This window comes from Winogradskyella undariae, from assembly GCF_013285155.1.
GTDB lineage: Bacteria > Bacteroidota > Bacteroidia > Flavobacteriales > Flavobacteriaceae > Winogradskyella > Winogradskyella undariae.
This window is the reverse complement of record NZ_JABTEL010000004.1, coordinates 90768-108021: the sequence shown is the minus strand read 5'-3', so window position 1 is coordinate 108021 and position 17254 is coordinate 90768. Positions and strand designations below refer to the sequence as shown.

Sequence of the window (17254 nt, the reverse complement as noted above, 5' to 3'; positions counted from 1 at the left end):
TTCTTAAGCTAACTAATCTTTTAAAGTGGTATATTTGCAATTCAAAGTTATAATTGAATGGCTTTACACAAACTTCAGGTTGATGATTTTTATGATGACTCCTATACATTAATTGCGATTCATTGTAGGTTAGAAGATTATCGGTTGGCTTATTTGCTTAATAAACATTTAGAGCTTAGATTAGAGCGTAAAGATCAAGATGTTGACTTTAAATATTTGGAATCCTCTTACAGTATTTTTGAATGGGATAATGAAACCGAATATGTATTATGGAATTTAATTTCAAATGTATGTAAAAAGGAAGAAGATAGTCTGCTTAGTTCTGGGACGTTATTTGATGATAACGAAAAAGTACTGAAAACATTTTATCTAATTTCTGAATATAAAAAAGTAGATTTTTTTCTTAAAATTTCTGAAGAATCACACAATTTTGATGAAAACTCTATTTTAAGTAAGTTAAAAAGTATTCCACAAATTATAACAAGTTATACGGTAGATCCGTTAAAAATAAAATCAAAAGACCACTTAATTTTTTGAATAGATGTCACACAAGAAAACAAAAATAGTAGCCACATTAGGCCCAGCAACAAGTAGCAAAGAAGTTTTAAAAGCAATGCTAGATGAGGGGGCAAATGTATTTAGAATCAATTTCTCTCACGCTGATTATGCAGATGTTGAAGAGCGTATTAAAATGATTCGCGAACTTAATAAAGAGTATGGTTATAATGCTTCAATCTTAGGAGATTTACAAGGTCCTAAATTACGTGTTGGAGTAATGAAAGAAGAAGTCATCGTAAATGAAGGTGACGAAATTATTTTTGCTACAGGAGAACGTTTTGAAGGAACTAAGGATCGTGTTTACATGACTTATGATAGGTTTCCTCAAGATGCTAAACCAGGTGAACGTATATTATTAGATGACGGAAAATTAATTTTTGAAGTTGTATCTACAGATAATGTAAGTGAAGTAAAAGCTAAAGTAATTCAAGGAGGTCCATTAAAGTCTAAAAAAGGAGTTAACCTTCCTAATACAGATATTTCTCAGCCTGCATTAACAGAAAAAGATATAGAAGATGCAATTTTTGCAATCGGTCAAGAAGTAGATTGGATCGCTTTATCTTTTGTACGTCATGCTGAAGATTTAATGCAACTTGAAAAATTAATCAGTGAGCATAGTGCACATAAAATTCCAATTATAGCTAAAATTGAAAAACCAGAAGCAGTAGAAAATATCGATAAAATTGTTGCTTACTGTGACGGTTTAATGGTAGCTCGTGGTGATTTAGGTGTTGAAATTCCTGCAGAGGAAGTTCCTTTAATACAAAAACAATTAGTACTTAGAGCTAAGCGTGCTAGAATTCCTGTAATTATTGCTACCCAAATGATGGAAACAATGATTACAAGTTTAACACCAACACGTGCAGAGGTTAATGATGTTGCCAATTCTGTTATGGATGGTGCTGATGCAGTAATGTTATCTGGTGAAACTTCAGTTGGTCAATATCCTGTACAGGTTATTAGACAAATGGCTAATATTATTCGTACTGTAGAACATTCTCCACTTATTCAAGTACCACAATCTCCACCACATATTCGTACTAAACGTTACATAACTAAAGCGATTTGTTATCATGCAGCCAATATGGCAAATGAAATTAATGCAAAAGCGATATCTACATTAACAAATAGTGGGTATACGGCATTTCAAATTTCAGCATGGAGACCATCAGCTCATATTTTAGTATTTACTTCTAACCGTCGTATTCTTACTCAATTGAGTTTATTATGGGGTGTTACAGCATTTTACTATGATAAGTTTGTAAGTACTGATGAAACTATTGATGACGTTAATACTATAGCTTGTAAAAAAGGTTATGCTAATGTTGGAGATATGCTTATTAGTTTAGCAGCGATGCCAATACAAGATAAAGGTATGGTAAATACACTAAGAGTTAGTGAGATTGAAAGCTGTAGCTTATAAATAATTTTGTTAATGATAACTTAGACTCTGTTTCAGTCTTTAGGTTAATTCGTTAGCTTACTATATTTCTAAAGTCAATTATTGAACGATTAAAATTTAAACTTTAATTGTACACTAATTGACTTTTTTTCTTTTAAATCCTTTTCAGGAAGTTTAGCATTGATATTTAAATTAGATAGTGAAATTCCTAATAAACGAACGGAGTTATTCAGCCTATCTTGGTATAATAAATCCTTAGCTGTTTCTAAAATAATTGAAGTTTCTTTCACATAATAGGGCAAAGTTTTACTTCGTGTTTGTAATGTAAAATCACTATATTTTATTTTAAGAGTTATTGTTTTACCAGATACATTGCTTTTTTGCAATCGTTTGGCTACTTCTTCAGCAATCTGCTCTAATTTTTCTAGCATAAAGATTTCAGAAGAAAGATTTTCACTAAAGGTGCGTTCTGCAGCTAACGATTTACGAATGCGATTTGGTTTCACTTCACTTGTATGAATACCTCTTACAACATTGTAATAGTACAGACCAGATTTCCCAAAGTTTTTACTTAAGTAATCTATAGATTTAGTTTTTAAGTCTTTCCCTGTAAAAATCCCTTTTTGATACATTTTTTCGGCGGTTACTTTACCTACACCATAAAATTTTCTAATATCTAATTCCTCTAGAAAAGGAAGTACATCTTCGGGGTTTACGGTTTTTTGTCCATTTGGTTTATTGTAATCACTAGCAACCTTTGCTATAAATTTATTAATAGAGATGCCTGCGGAAGCTGTAAGGCCTACTTCTTCATATATCCTTTGTCTTATCTCTTCAGCAATTAAAGAAGCGCTAAAAAGCCCTTTTTTGTTTTCTGTTACATCTAAGTAAGCTTCATCAAGTGATAATGGTTCTACTAAGTCTGTATAATCTAAAAAAATGGTTCTTATTTTTTTTGAAATAGTTTTATAACGCTCAAAATCTGTTTTAACAAAAATTAAATCAGGACAAAGTTTTATCGCCAATCGGCCAGACATGGCACTTTTTACACCAAACTTTCTAGCTTCGTAACTTGCAGCACTTACAACACCTCTTGTTCCTCCACCTCCAACAGCTATGGCTTTACCTTTCAGTTCCGGATTGTCCAATTGTGCTACAGATGCATAAAATGCATCCATATCTACATGAATTATCTTTCTTATTGGTAAATCGCTTAGCATACTGTAAATTTATGAAATCCTGTGGCTGCAGGAATCTCTAATTTGAGATTATAATTAATTAAATAATATCCCTGTATTTTTCAGGACAAAAAATGGAAGAAATAGAACGTAAATTTTTAGTGACTTCTAATGTTTTTAAATCGGAAGCTTTTAATAGTTACAGTATAAAGCAAGGTTTTTTAAATAGTCATAAAGAACGAACTGTACGTATAAGATTAAAAGATGATCAAGGTTTTATTACCGTTAAAGGAAAGTCTTCAGTAAATGGGTTAACGCGTTTTGAGTGGGAAAAAGAAATATCTAAAACGGAAGCTGAAGCTTTATTATTACTTTGTGAACCTGGTATTATAGATAAAACACGTTATGAAGTTAAATCTAATAATCATGTTTTTGAGATTGATGAATTTTATGGTGACAATGAAGGTTTAATTATTGCTGAAGTTGAATTAATTTCTGAAAATGAAACCTATAAAAAACCAAATTGGTTAGGAAAGGAAGTTACTGGTGATATAAAATATTATAATTCAATATTAAGTAAATCCCCATATAAATCATGGTAAAATTAAAACAAGTACTTTTTTCTTCTTTGGTTGTTTGTAGTTTTTTTAGTTGTAAGAATGAAACGACAACGGAAGTTAATGCACAAATTCCACAAGTTGTTAATTCTAAGCAACCTGTAATTGAATTAGATAAAGTATTAAAAGAGCCAAAAATATCAGTAGCTGATTTAAAGAAACAGTTAGAAGCTGATGGGTTTAAGGTGTTTGATTATGTAGACAATAAGACTCAAGATACAATATTAATGCAACAATATTTTATGGCTTTCTTGAAAGAAGGACCTATTCGTAATCAGAATGAAGAAGAGGCTGCTTTACTACAAGAGTAACATTTAGCACACTTAAGTAAAATGTATAGTTTAGGTTTGGCTGATATCTCTGGTCCATTTGATGATGATGGAGATATTAGAGGTGTTACAATTTATAATGTACCTACATTAAAAATAGCTGATAGTTTAGCAAATTCTGATCCTATGGTTAAAGAGGGGAGGCTAACTATTGAAATTCATCCCTGGTGGGCTGCAAAAGGTCATCATTTACGGTAAATAAAAAAGCTCTGAATTTCTTCAGAGCTTTTTTTATAAATCATTAATTGATTTTTATTCTTCTATTGTTTCTGTTTCTTCAGTTACAATAATAAATTCAGAACGTCTGTTTTCAGCGTGTTGTGCTTTAGTACATCCAGTAGAACAATCTACTTTAGGTTCTGTTTCACCTTTACCTTCACCTGTAATACGAGATGCGTCAATACCTTTAGAGATTACATACTGTACCGTAGTTTTAGCTCTACGATCAGAAAGCCCTGTATTATAAGATTCAGGTCCTCTAGAATCTGTATGAGAGGTTGCATAAATTTTCATTTCAGGATATTTGTTCATAATCTGAACCAATTTATCCAATTCAAATGCTGCTTGTGCTGTAATGTTTGACTTATCAAATTCGAAGAAAATCGGAGCTAAATCTATTGTTTCAGCTAAGATTAATTTTTCGATAGGATCTAAAGAAATCTGAACATTGTTTTCTTCTTCGTTAGTTCCTTTGACTTGTACTTTTTTACTGTCAAAACCATCCATAACAACTTCCAATTCTGTGTTTTCTTCACATTCTATCATGAATTCAACAAGACCTTCTGCGTTTGATGTTTTAGAAACAACCTTATTACCTTCTGCATCAAATAATGTTACTGTTGCACCTGCAATTGGCTCACGTGTTTTATCATCTAAAACTGTAGCATTAATTAATACATCACAAAGCGGTTGTAGTTTTTTAAATTCATAAATATCATCACTTCCTTTTCCGCCAGCTCTGTTAGAAGATACTAAACCTTGGTCATTTTCTTCGTCAATTATAAAGGCAAAATCATCAGTATTACTGTTTATAGGAATTCCTAAATTACGAATTGTAGCTATTTTACCATCTATTTCTTTTGTATAAAATACATCTAAACCACCAAGTCCTAAATGACCATTAGAAGAGAAATATAATGTATTGTTACTACTGATATATGGAAACATTTCTTGTGCTTCAGTATTTACTTTTTGTCCCATGTTAACAGGTTCTCCTAAAGTACCATCTGTATTAATAGAAGCTTTGTAGATATCAAAGTTTCCATATCCACCTGGCATATTAGAGGCAAAGTATATTGTTTTACCATCTGCACTTACTGAAGGATTTTTTACAGAATAGTTTTCACTGTTAATAGCTAAACTTTCTACAGTATCCCAATCATCACCTAATTTAGTTGCTTTAAATAAATAAAGTTGACTAAATCTAGCGCTGCTAATTGAATCTTTTTCGTAGTCTTTTTCAAAATAACTTTCTCTTGAAAAGTACATTGTTTTTCCATCTGGAGAAAAAGATACTAAACCTTCATGGTATTTTGTATTGATCTCATTGTTTGCTAATGTAGCTTCTTGAGAAGTACCATCTGTGTTTTTAGTAATTGTATAGATATCTAAAAATGGTTGATCATTCCAACCATAGTTTTTTCTATTATCATTACGACCAGAAGTAATATAAAGTTTACCATCATTCATAATACCTCCAAAGTCTGATTGTTCAGAATTATAATCAGCATTTTGAATGTTAAACTTTTTACCTTGTTCTAAAATTTTAGGTAAGTAATCTGGATTCTCCCTGTATGCAATAGCTCTATTATCTGAAGGGTTCATTGTAGCAAATTTATCCATTTGCACATTAGATTCTTCATACTTTCCATTAGCCTTGAGCATTTGTGAGTACTTAAAAACCATTTCAGGATCACTTGAAGTTTCTAAAGCTTTAGCATACCAGCGTTCTGCTTCTACGGTATTAAAAATGTTATAATAACTTTCTGCTAATTGTCCGTAAACATAGCTGTCTGCTTTTCCTTTTTCAACAAGCTTATTATAATCATCTACAGCCTTTACAAATTCGTAACGGTCAAAATGTTTATCTGCTTTTTTTGTGTCTTTGTTTTGAGCAGTTAAGCAAAAGCCACTCATCAACGTAATAAGTAATAATGTATTAAAGTTTTTCATAATTGTTTTAGCTTAACTGATTAAAAGTATCTAGGTGAACGAGAAACACGTTTTGGGAAATTAAGATCAAATAATAACATGATCTCATGAGATGCAGGCGCGTACTCTTTAATGTCTGATGTTATAGCATCGTATGCGTAACCAATTCTTACAGACGGTGTAATAGCAAAGTTTACTAAACCAGAAAACGAATCATCTAATCTGTAAGAAGCTCCTATTTCAAATTTCTTAAAGAATCTAGCATTTAAGTTAACATCAAAAGACGTCGGTGCATCAAAAGCAGATTTTACCATTACAGAAGGTTTAAGTTCTGTATTAGGTGAAATATCAAACACATAACCACCAGATAAGAAGTAGTGTTGCGTTTCAGATCCTATTTTATAACCATTTGCATCTAAATGCACTGATGATAATAAGTTAGGTGCAGATAAGGATACATAGTATTTATCGGTATAGTAAAATAATCCAGCACCAACGTTTGGAGTGACCTCATTAACATCTTGAGAAAAGAATGCATCAGTTGGATCTACAACATCTAAACTTGTTAAACCGATATCATGAAATGTAGCACCGGCTTTTACACCAAAGGCAAGGCGGTGTTCACCGCCAAGCTTTAGAGTGTATGAAAGATCTACATAAGCATTGGTTTCTGTAACCGGCCCAATATGATCTGAGATTAAAGACAGACCTAAGCCTAGGTTATTACCAATTGGTGTATGTCCAAAAAATGTTCCTGTTTCAGGTCCCCCATCAATCTTAGTCCATTGATTTCTGTATAATAGTCCAAAAGAAAGGTTTTCTTTTGATCCAGCATAAGCAGGATTTACTATGTTCATATTATACATGTACTGGGTGTACTGAGGATCTTGTTGACCGTGCATTTTAAATGCTAAAAGCAAGACCACTATAATAGTGAGTTTTTTCATTGTAATTATTTGATTCGGTTAGTTTTTATTTTGATTATCTGTTAATATAAACCCAAGCACTTTTAGATTTTGCTCCACCTTCATAAATAACGGTGTAGAAATAAGTTCCAACAGGTAAATCATCCCCATCGTTTGTTTGACCATGCCACTCATTTCTATAATTATCTTTAGAATATACAAGTGTTCCGTATCTATTAAATATTTCTAGTTTAATTACACCAAAACTGCTTAAGTCAAAAGTATCATTTTGACCTGGTGTAACACCTGGTGAAATACCCTCTGGGAAAACACAAGATTCAGCTTCTTCTACAGTAATATCTATTGGGTTTATACAGCCTGAATCGTTAAATTCTATTATTGCTGTATACTCACCTGACTCTAAAACAGTATCTAGAGTTAAGCCACTACCTTCAATTGGTGTACCTTCTAATTCCCAACTTATAGTTACATCTGCTTCATCAAAATTTAAAGGTAATATACCAATTGTAACCGGTGTAGTTGCATCTGGACATACAATATTATTATATTGAGCGTCAATATCAGCCAATGGCACAAGGTTTATCTCTATATTAAATGATGTTGTTTCGTAACATCCCGTTACTGTATTTAATGCTCTTACATAAATAGTTTCTCCACCACTAGTATACGTATTTGATAATGCATTTGTTCCTGCTTCTGCATCTTCTAATGACGTGTAATATGAAACTTCCATATTGTCTTCAGAAGTAACTTCACTGTCAATTGATGTTAAATTGAAATCTGTAAGACCATCAACTGCACCATCTAAATCATCACATACAATGAAATCTTGAGGTTGGTTAATTACTGGTCTTTCATTCACTATTAATTCTACATCAGCTAATTCAGGACATCCTAAATAACCATCGTTAAATGCAGCTGTATCTTCTACTCTTATTGTTAATGTTTCTCCTGCAGATTCATATGGAGAACTAACAGGGTTTAAAGTTTGATATGCATCACCTATACTCGTATAATACGTTACCGTAAATCCTGTAAGGCCAAGTGATGTTGTTAATGCATCTAAATCAAACTCTTCTATTCCATTTGCTTCAGGTCCATCACATACTGTAATTGTTTGTGGGTCAATAGGATCTGGTTTAACGTATAGATTAATATTTACCAATTGAGATAAAGCGTTTGAATTACATTGAGTGTCAAATGCTTGTACTTGATAGACTCCTGATTCTGTAACGATAAGACTATTTCCGTTTTCACCATCTATTGTAGTTCCATCTTTAGTCCAGATAAAATCATCTGCAAAAGGTGAGTCTGTTTCAATTGTAATTGAATCATAATCACAAACAGGAACTTCATCTATTTCTGATACATCGTTAGTAGGGTCTATATAAATATCATCACTTACAATTGAAGCGGTTATATCTGCTATTGTACTACCGGCACCAGCACCTCCAACATTTGTTTGTCTTACTTGTATTACACCTACGTCTTGTGCAAAGTTTGTAATTAATAGTAGGTATATTTCACCTTGTTGAGCTCCTGTAAGTGTAACATCTTCAACTGCAGCTGCAGAATAACTACAGTCTACTACAGCTGATAAATCACATAAATCGTCATCTTCTGCAAATGGTCCCCATAGAATAAAATCGACATCTAATTCTTCTCCAATTGGATTATCGTTAGCATCAAAAGCCGTGTTTTGTACCATTTCAATTAAAATATCTCCAGATGTTCCTATTTCTAAAAGACTATAGGTAGGGTTTGGTGTTGAAAATAGACAGTCTATAGTACCATCACCAGGAGTTACGTTTATTGTATTATAAGTATATAATATATCACTTTCATCACTACCACTACAATAGTTTTCAGCTAAGTCACATTCCAAGTTTTGAGGAGCAAGGTATGGTGTAATACATAGATCAAAAGTTGTATCTTCATTAGAATTGCCACCAGAATATACTCTAATATAGTATGTTTCTCCAATGGTAAGATCCGTTGCTGCACTAGATACTTCAGAGAAGCCAGATGTACATGAAATTTCTGTTAAGTTGTCGCAAGTGCCCTCGTAAACTGAATGATCTAAATCAGTAGTATTACTGCCTCCTATGTTTGCAAACGAGATTAATTGAGATTCATTTTGTGCTACAAACTGAAACCAAACATCATCATCCGGATCTCCACCACATGATGGATCTGCAATACTAGGTTCTGTTGGTGTTGCAGCTAATAATGTACCTGGTGTGCTCTGTACACATAAGATATCATCATTAACAAATGCAATAGTCGCATTACAAGGATTATCATTTTCTGGTGGACATCCTGTAATTTCGTAATTAGAACTACTTATAAGACAATTACTATCTTGTTCATTCTCAACGAAAACTTTTGCTACGGTTCCATATCCAAAAGGACCTACTTGGTAAGTACCTGTATTTAGCGCTTGTATTGTATTTGTATCAAAATTATTTGAAATTTCAAGTGAAGTTGCACTACCTAAATCATTAATAGTTACATTAATAAAAAATTGATCATTATCGCAATCTATAACTGTTTCGTATTCTGCTTCAGCTAACGTACAAGTTAAATCTTCAATGTTAACGATGAAATCTAAAGTTACCCCACTTGTACCTGTATAACAAGGCGTTGGTGTTGAAAAATTAGTAGTTACGACACGCATTCTGTGCTCACCGACTTGAGCTGATAATGGTACTATAAAAGAAGCGTCAAATAAATGTGATGAATCTGTAAAATCTGCACCTGCTGATTCACCATCGAAGACTAATTCTGTATCATCGAAAATTAAATCATTATTAAAATCAATCCATACGCTAGTGTTATAGGTTGAAGTATGTCCAAATTCTATCTCGAAATCTGTTGTTATTCCTCTAAATATATTAACAACAGTTGATGTGTTGTTTTCATAATTAACATCTCCAGAACTAGGGAAATCTATAACTCCAAGTCTAGCATTGTTAACCCCATCACCTGTATTACTTGTTGGGAGTGAAACACAATACCCTGTATAGAATTCAAAAGGACCATTATAAGAACTTTCGTCACCAGGACTACATATTGCTTGTACATAAAATTCATAACTTGTATCAGCTGTTAATCCAGATAATACATATGGATTAGAGGTAATACCTAGTTCAAAAGTACCTGTACCCATTTGAAAACCAGCTTCACCATATTGTATATTCCATGATGTAGCTCCTGCAGCTTCTGTCCAACTTAATTCTGTTGAAGTTAAACTTAAGTTTGTCGCGGCTAAATCTACAGGTTCAGGACATGTAGGAATACCTCTTACTCTAAAGTTATCTACAAAGACTTGAACATCTTCAGAGTCATCTACAGTTCCTTCAGATGCTAAAATTCCAAATTGTACAATCTGACCACTATATGCTGTTAAGTCTACTACAGGGTGTTCTCCATTTGCAGATACTACAGAAGTATTATCATAAGTTAATAGACTTATCCAAGTAGTTCCATTGTCTGTTGACATAAGTAGTTGTACAATATCATCAGAACCTAAAGTTCCTGCAACGGTTGAACTAGCATAATCCATAATACCAAAATCAAATTCTACTTGAAATGGTCCGCCTGTTAAATCAAATTGAGGGGTAAGTAACCAATCGCTTTTTGAAGCTAGCCATAAGTTAATAGCATAAGCACCTGTGTTTCCATCATTAAGAAATCCGTCCTCTAACCAAGATCCATTTCCAAAATCTGATGGTCCTGTTGTTGCATCTCCACTATCAGCCTCATCCCAACAATCTGGAGTTATATTTGAGAAGTTTTGAATATAATCAGGTATAAAAACATCACATAATGTTGTAAAAGTATAAGGTCCTGCCCATGCACTAAATTCACTGCCACAATTAGCTTGTACATAGTAGTCGTATGTTGTTAATCCGCTTAAGCCAGTTGCTGTATATGGATTAGAAATATCTGTTGCTGTTGGTGTCCCTGTCGGTGTAGTTCCATTAGGTACAACTTCAACATTCCATTGCGATACTGTTCCTGCTTGTTCCCAGCTAAGTTCTGCATTACTTGCTCCAATTCCTGTTGCTGTTAAAGCACTTGGAGGAACACAATCTGGTGCTTCTGTAATATTTATAGTCATATCCGCAGTTACACCATAGAGACCTGAATAACAAGGGTTGGGCGTAAATTGTCCAGAGTCAGCTGTACCTATTCTCATATTGTATACACCTAAAGGAGCATCTGGCATTAAAAAAGATGCGTCTAATATCGTTGGATTATTAAATGTAGATTCTCCTTGATAAAATAGCTCTGTATCGTTATCAAATACTAAATCATTATTGATATCAATCCAAACATTTACATTATATGTATATCCTGTAAGAAATGTTATTTGCATGTTAGCTGTTATAGAAGCTGCTAAATCAACTGTTGTAGCTGTAAAATCTTCATAAGTAATATCTCCACCAGATGTAAATACTTCACTTCCTAATTGTATTTGTCCAATACCATTACCATCATTGCTTGTTGGTGTAGAATCGCAATAACCTGTATAAAAAGTAAAAGGTCCAGCCCATTCGCTTGATCCGTTTGTTGTACCACAGTCAGATTGGTAGTATACATAATAGGTTGTAAACTCTGTTAAACCTGTTAAAGATATTTCTGGTGTTCCTGTTATGTTAGTAGCAAATTCTTCCTCACCGTTTCCTGGGACAAAATCAGTTTCGCTAGTGTATTCTAAATTCCATAATGTTTCTGTATCTCCAGCATTCCAAGCTAAATCTACAGATGTTGTTGTTAACATTGAAGTAGACATCGCAGAAGGTATAATACATGTAGGACTTTCATATAATGTTACAACAATATTAGACCAGTTTGCATCAGAGATAAAATAAGATTGATTAAGAATTAAGTCTAAGGTTCCGTCTGTTGTTGGGGCATAAGCTCCTGGTAACTCGCCAGCAAATGTTATAACGGCATCACTTCCCAAACTACCATTAGTTGTTGGTGGATCTATTGTAACGCTACCAGCTGATGTTGTTAGTGTTATATCAGCCTCTGAAGACCAAGGACCTCCAGCCCCTGCAGACCAATCTGCAGTTACTAAAAAGGAATTATAAGATCCTGATGATGAAGCTGGCACTCCAGATGAGTTTGCAACGTCATTTAGTTCAATAGTAACAGGTGTTCCTTCAACCACGTTTGTGGGACCTACTACTGTTGGAAAACTATACTGAGCACTAGCCGTTAGGAAAAATCCCAGCATAATTAAAAAAAGAGTAATTTTTTTCATAGTTAATCAGTTTGTTGAAAATTATTCGTTCTCTATAAAACACTTTCTTTTTGTAACTAGTTGATTACAAATAGTTTTGTTGGTTTTGTAGAGAATAAGAGGTGTGAAATGTACTGATTTCGCTAGTTAGACGATCATACAATACAAACCCGAATATATAAAAAATGTCTATTAACATCTTGTTAACACTGCTAAAATAGATTAACTACAAGATTAATCGATAAATGGTCTGTGGATTTTTTATGAAGGCTTCAATTCAATGAAAACAGGAAAGTGATCACTATAACCACCATGGTATTTTTGCCCCACAAAAGTTCGAAAAGGTTGGCCTTTGTACCGACCTTGCTGCTGAGTGATAAATTTATTGTTAAAAACCTGAGCATTATGGAATGCTAGTTTGGAGTTATTGGGGTCAAAAAAATTAGTACTAAACAAAATTTGATCGAATAATTGCCATTGAAAATTATGACTAGAACTTCCATTATCATAAGACCAAACCGTTTTAAAAGGATTAAAAAGAAGGCTTTCGTCTTCTAGTAATTGTATGCTTTTGGTATTGGGATTATCATTAAAGTCTCCCATTACAATTATTTTTGCATCTAGATCATCTTTTTTTAATGATTTAATAACAGAATTAACCACATTTGCCGCAGCAATACGCTTAAATTCGGTTTCTTTAATCCCTTCTCTTCGTGAAGACCAATGATTAACAATGACATTAATTTTTTCATTATTAAGTTCACCTTTTACTAGTAAGATATCTCTAGTATAATCTTGTTCTCCATTTTCTCTTTCAAGATACACAGAGAAAGTTTCAGAGTGGCTTACTTTAAATATAGCACTCTTATATAGTAATGCAACATCAATTCCTCTTTCATCTGGAGAGTCGTAATGTATATAACTATAGTTTTCACCTTTAAGATCAGGACTATTAATTAAGTCTGAAAGTGCTTTTTTATTTTCTACTTCAGCTAAGCCAACTAATACTGGTGCTGTTTCATTATTATCATTACCTATTTTAGAAATTACGGATCCTAATTTTAATATTTTATTATCATAACGCTTTTTTGTCCATTGTTTTCTTGATGTTGGTAAAAAGTCATTATCATTTATTAGGTTATTGTTTTCTATGTCAAATAAATTTTCGATATTATAGAATGCAATAGTGTAATTTGTAGGTGTATTATTCATAGGGAATAAATATAGGTTTTTAAACATTATATTGGGATAAACCAAATGCTTAACTTTGTACTTTACTTTAAATATGATAGAAAAAAAAGATATAGATTTAGAAAAAGCAGTACTCATTGGTGTTGTAACTCAAAACCAGGATGAGGAAAAATCTAAAGAATACTTAGATGAATTAGAGTTTTTAACCTTTACTGCCGGTGGTGAAGTTATAAAGCGTTTCACACAAAAAATGGCTATTCCTAATCCTAAAACCTTCATTGGTACAGGAAAAATGGAAGATGTAAGGTTGTTTGTTGAAGCAAATGATATAGGTACTGTTATTTTTGATGATGAATTATCGCCTGCTCAAGAACGAAACATTAGTGGCATACTAAATTGTAAGATTTTAGATAGAACCAATCTTATTCTAGACATTTTTGCGCAACGTGCACAAACGAGTTATGCTAGAACACAAGTAGAATTAGCTCAATGTGAATATTTATTACCAAGACTAAAAGGAATGTGGACACACCTCGAACGTCAAAAAGGGGGTATTGGAATGCGTGGACCTGGTGAAACAGAGATTGAAACGGATAGACGTATTGTACGCGATAAAATTGCTTTACTAAAAGCGAAGATTAAAGTTATAGATAAACAACAAGCCGTACAACGTGGTAATCGTGGTAAAATGGTACGTGTAGCATTAGTTGGTTATACCAATGTTGGGAAATCTACGTTAATGAATGTCATTAGTAAAAGTGATGTTTTTGCTGAAAATAAATTGTTCGCAACCTTAGATACTACTGTTAGAAAAGTAGTGATTGGTAACTTGCCATTTTTAATGAGTGATACTGTTGGTTTCATTAGAAAATTACCAACACAATTGGTGGAATCTTTTAAAAGTACTTTAGATGAAGTTCGCGAAGCAGATTTATTACTTCACGTTGTAGATATTTCTCATACTAATTTTGAAGAGCACATCGATTCGGTTAACCAGATTTTAGACGAAATTGATAGTAAAGACAAGCCAACTATCATGGTTTTTAATAAAATTGATGCTTATGAGCCAGAACCTTTTGACGAAGAAGATTTAGTTGAAGTACGCACAGAAGCTAATTTTACTATTGACGAATGGAAAAAAACATGGATGTCTAGAGTTGGTGATAACGCTTTATTTATTTCAGCATTAAATAAAGAGAACATGGACGATTTTAGAAAACGCGTTTATAAAGAAGTCAGAGAAATCCATGTGACACGTTTTCCATACAATCATTTCCTATATCCAGATGTTGAAGATATAGAATAAAAACCTTTCCTTTTTATGAATACTTCCCAATCGCGTTTTAAAACTTCGATTAAAAAGATATTAAAAAGCAAATGGATAAAATGGCTCGTTATTTTAATAGCAGCCATTTTATTATTTCTTTTTGGTTTATACATTAGCATATATGCTGGTTTTTTTGGAAAAGTTCCAACCATAGACGATATCAGTTCTATTAAACAAGAACAAGCCACGCAGCTTTTAGATAAAGACGAAAAATTAATAGGTAAATACTATATTTATGACAGACAGCCTGTAAAGTTTGAAGACCTACCCAAACATCTTATTGAAGCCTTAGTTGCGACAGAAGATTCTCGTTTTTATGAGCACGACGGTATAGATAATATTAGTTTAATGCGTGTGTTTGTTAAGAATTTAATTCTTCAAGATAAATCAGCCGGAGGAGGAAGTACAATTACGCTTCAGTTGGCTAAAAATCTATATGGAAGGAAGAATTATGCATTTTTTAGTATGCTAATTAATAAGTTTAAAGAGTCTATTGTAGCACAACGTATTGAAGAGGTTTATTCTAAAGACGAAATTTTAACCTTATACCTAAATACCGTTCCGTTTTCCGATAATACCTATGGTATAGAAAGTGCGTCGCTTAAATTCTTTAATAAATCGGTGAAAGATATTTCTATTAATGAAGCAGCAACTTTAGTTGGGACACTAAAAGCGAATACCTATTACAATCCCAGAGTACACTTAGATCGCAGTAAAGACCGACGTAATGTGGTTTTATTTCAGATGAAAAATTATGGTTATCTGTCTGAAGATTCCTTAACTTATTATTCTGATCAAGAGTTAGAATTAGATTATCGCTCTTTTAATCACAATGTAGGTTTAGCCCCTTATTTTAGAGCTGAAGTTAAAAAGCAGTTAGAATCTATTTTAGATACTTTAGAAACACCAAATGGTGAAAAGTATGATTTATATAAAGATGGACTTATTGTACATACCACTCTAGACTACAAAATGCAAGAATTGGCAGAAATGGCCATGCAAGAGCACATGAGTAAATTGCAAGCTGCTTTTGAAAGTTCTTACGGGAAATTTGGACCTTGGGAAACAAATAGGAAACTTCTAGAAAGTGAAATTAATAAATTACCTCAGGTAAAAGCTTACAAAGAAAAAGGACTTACGGATCAACAAATTAAAGATTCTTTAAGCATTAAACGACCAACAGATTTATTTACTTGGCAAGGCGATACGATTAAAAATATATCTACACTAGATAGTTTGAAGCATTATCTAAAGTTTTTAAACACAGGAATGCTATCTATTGAGCCAACTACAGGAGCTGTGAGAGCTTATGTTGGGGGTGTTGATTATCGTTATTTTAAATACGATCATGTTTCTCAAAGTGAACGTCAAGTCGGTTCTACTTTTAAACCATTTGTATATACTGCAGCTGTAGATGATGGTTTAGATCCTTGCACGTATTTTTCATTAAGCAAAGTGACTTACACAGATTATGACGATTGGGCACCTAGTAATTCGGGAGACTCTGAAGAAGATCCGTATATCAATTATACACTAGAAAAAGCCTTGAGTAATTCCGTAAATACCATTTCTGTTAAGGTGTTAGAAGAAGTCGGAATTGAAAAGGTGATTGAGCAAGTTGAAAAACTAGGAATCACAAAAGAAATGCCCGAAGAACCTTCTTTAGCCTTAGGTGTTGCTGAAATTAATTTGAAAGAATTAACAGGTGCATATGCGAGTTACTTAAATAAAAGTAAATCCGTTACCCCTTATTATATCACTAAAATTGAAGATAAAAACGGAAATGTTATTGCAACCTTCGAACCTGAAATTGCCGAAAAACAAGCCTTCAGTGATTATACAAGGCAGGTGCTTTTAGAGATGATGAAATCTACAGTAAATAAAGGAACCGCAACACGATTGAGAAATACTTATGGTTTAACCAATGATATTGCAGGTAAAACAGGAACTACACAAAACAATAAAGATGGTTGGTTTGTTGGTTTAACGCCAAATTTAGTCACTATAACTTGGGTTGGTAATGACAACCATAGTATTGGATTTAAATCTACAGGAATGGGGCAAGGTGCAAATTCAGCTTTACCGATTTTTGCCAAATTCTATCAGAAGTTAAACAAGGATAACGACTATAAATCGATAACAAGGGCTAAGTTTGAAAAACCTTCAGATAAAGTATTAGAAGATTTAGATTGTGAGCCAACTAAACGAGATGGCTTTATTAAACGCTTGTTTAAGAAGAAGGATAAGAAGAAAAAGTTCAACTAAAGTTGTGATGTAATTGCATAAAAAAAAGCCTGTCTAAAGATAATTTAGACAGGCTT

The 17254-nt window shown here is 32.9% G+C and carries 12 protein-coding genes; 7 read left to right on the top strand and 5 right to left on the bottom strand.

The genetic code is table 11. The annotated features are described in order from the left end of the window. The first annotated feature begins 57 nt into the window (after positions 1-57). Together HSX10_RS06965 and pyk are read left to right on the top strand one after the other, a co-directional pair. A complete protein-coding gene (locus tag HSX10_RS06965) occupies positions 58-537 on the top strand; it encodes an IPExxxVDY family protein (protein WP_173587494.1) in 480 nt (159 codons plus the stop codon). Positions 538-541: 4 nt separating this feature from the next. Continuing rightward, positions 542-1981: a pyruvate kinase gene (gene pyk, locus HSX10_RS06960; protein ID WP_173587493.1), complete on the top strand. Its 1440-nt coding sequence runs from the start codon at positions 542-544 to the stop codon at positions 1979-1981. Between the two features lie 89 nt (positions 1982-2070). Here pyk and dinB read toward each other — a convergent pair whose 3' ends face one another. After that, a complete protein-coding gene (gene dinB, locus HSX10_RS06955; RefSeq protein WP_173587492.1) occupies positions 2071-3180 on the bottom strand; it encodes a DNA polymerase IV in 1110 nt (369 codons plus the stop codon). 92 nt (positions 3181-3272) lie between these two features. On the opposite strand from dinB, the gene HSX10_RS06950 reads away from it, so the two are divergent. The 3 genes from HSX10_RS06950 to HSX10_RS18880 are packed head-to-tail and all read left to right on the top strand — an operon-like array spanning position 3273 to position 4282. Continuing rightward, positions 3273-3740 (top strand): CYTH domain-containing protein, encoded by a 468-nt coding sequence (locus tag HSX10_RS06950; protein ID WP_173587491.1) that lies wholly within the window; start codon positions 3273-3275, stop codon positions 3738-3740. Next, on the top strand, positions 3734-4066 hold the full coding sequence (locus tag HSX10_RS18885; protein WP_367651258.1) for a hypothetical protein: 333 nt from the start codon (positions 3734-3736) through the stop codon (positions 4064-4066). Before HSX10_RS06950 ends, HSX10_RS18885 begins: the two co-directional genes overlap by 7 nt. A gap of 21 nt (positions 4067-4087) precedes the next feature. Then, the gene (locus HSX10_RS18880; protein WP_367651257.1) at positions 4088-4282 is read left to right on the top strand and encodes a YciI family protein; all 195 of its coding nucleotides are present in this window, start codon (positions 4088-4090) and stop codon (positions 4280-4282) included. A 54-nt stretch (positions 4283-4336) separates the two neighbouring features. On the opposite strand, the gene HSX10_RS06940 is transcribed toward HSX10_RS18880, so the two are convergent. The 4 genes from HSX10_RS06940 to HSX10_RS06925 all read right to left on the bottom strand — a co-directional run bounded on the left by HSX10_RS06940 (position 4337) and on the right by HSX10_RS06925 (position 13627). Next, on the bottom strand, positions 4337-6256 hold the full coding sequence (locus HSX10_RS06940; protein ID WP_173587490.1) for an OmpA family protein: 1920 nt from the start codon (positions 6254-6256) through the stop codon (positions 4337-4339). A gap of 20 nt (positions 6257-6276) precedes the next feature. Then, a complete protein-coding gene (locus HSX10_RS06935; protein ID WP_173587489.1) occupies positions 6277-7182 on the bottom strand; it encodes a PorP/SprF family type IX secretion system membrane protein in 906 nt (301 codons plus the stop codon). A 34-nt stretch (positions 7183-7216) separates the two neighbouring features. Further along, positions 7217-12436 carry an FIDD domain-containing protein gene (locus HSX10_RS06930; RefSeq protein ID WP_173587488.1) on the bottom strand — a complete coding sequence of 1740 codons (5220 nt, stop codon included), beginning with the start codon at positions 12434-12436 and terminating at the stop codon, positions 7217-7219. Positions 12437-12676: 240 nt separating this feature from the next. After that, positions 12677-13627 (bottom strand): endonuclease/exonuclease/phosphatase family protein, encoded by a 951-nt coding sequence (locus HSX10_RS06925; protein WP_173587487.1) that lies wholly within the window; start codon positions 13625-13627, stop codon positions 12677-12679. A 73-nt stretch (positions 13628-13700) separates the two neighbouring features. On the opposite strand from HSX10_RS06925, the gene hflX reads away from it, so the two are divergent. After that, positions 13701-14912, top strand: a complete 1212-nt coding sequence (hflX, locus tag HSX10_RS06920) for a GTPase HflX (protein ID WP_173587486.1) — start codon at positions 13701-13703, stop codon at positions 14910-14912. A gap of 15 nt (positions 14913-14927) precedes the next feature. Beyond that, entirely contained in the window at positions 14928-17198 is a 2271-nt protein-coding gene (locus tag HSX10_RS06915) for a penicillin-binding protein 1A (protein ID WP_173587485.1), read from the top strand. The last annotated feature ends 56 nt before the right edge of the window (positions 17199-17254 follow it).

What these genes read in the sequence shown, in the direction of transcription:
- HSX10_RS06965 (WP_173587494.1), top strand. Translation starts at nt 58, where the DNA reads ATGGCTTTACACAAACTTCAGGTTGATGATTTTTATGATGACTCCTAT.
- pyk (WP_173587493.1), top strand. Translation starts at nt 542, where the DNA reads ATGTCACACAAGAAAACAAAAATAGTAGCCACATTAGGCCCAGCAACA.
- dinB (WP_173587492.1), bottom strand. Translation starts at nt 3,180, where the DNA reads ATGCTAAGCGATTTACCAATAAGAAAGATAATTCATGTAGATATGGAT.
- HSX10_RS06950 (WP_173587491.1), top strand. Translation starts at nt 3,273, where the DNA reads ATGGAAGAAATAGAACGTAAATTTTTAGTGACTTCTAATGTTTTTAAA.
- HSX10_RS18885 (WP_367651258.1), top strand. Translation starts at nt 3,734, where the DNA reads ATGGTAAAATTAAAACAAGTACTTTTTTCTTCTTTGGTTGTTTGTAGT.
- HSX10_RS18880 (WP_367651257.1), top strand. Translation starts at nt 4,088, where the DNA reads ATGTATAGTTTAGGTTTGGCTGATATCTCTGGTCCATTTGATGATGAT.
- HSX10_RS06940 (WP_173587490.1), bottom strand. Translation starts at nt 6,256, where the DNA reads ATGAAAAACTTTAATACATTATTACTTATTACGTTGATGAGTGGCTTT.
- HSX10_RS06935 (WP_173587489.1), bottom strand. Translation starts at nt 7,182, where the DNA reads ATGAAAAAACTCACTATTATAGTGGTCTTGCTTTTAGCATTTAAAATG.
- HSX10_RS06930 (WP_173587488.1), bottom strand. Translation starts at nt 12,436, where the DNA reads ATGAAAAAAATTACTCTTTTTTTAATTATGCTGGGATTTTTCCTAACG.
- HSX10_RS06925 (WP_173587487.1), bottom strand. Translation starts at nt 13,627, where the DNA reads ATGAATAATACACCTACAAATTACACTATTGCATTCTATAATATCGAA.
- hflX (WP_173587486.1), top strand. Translation starts at nt 13,701, where the DNA reads ATGATAGAAAAAAAAGATATAGATTTAGAAAAAGCAGTACTCATTGGT.
- HSX10_RS06915 (WP_173587485.1), top strand. Translation starts at nt 14,928, where the DNA reads ATGAATACTTCCCAATCGCGTTTTAAAACTTCGATTAAAAAGATATTA.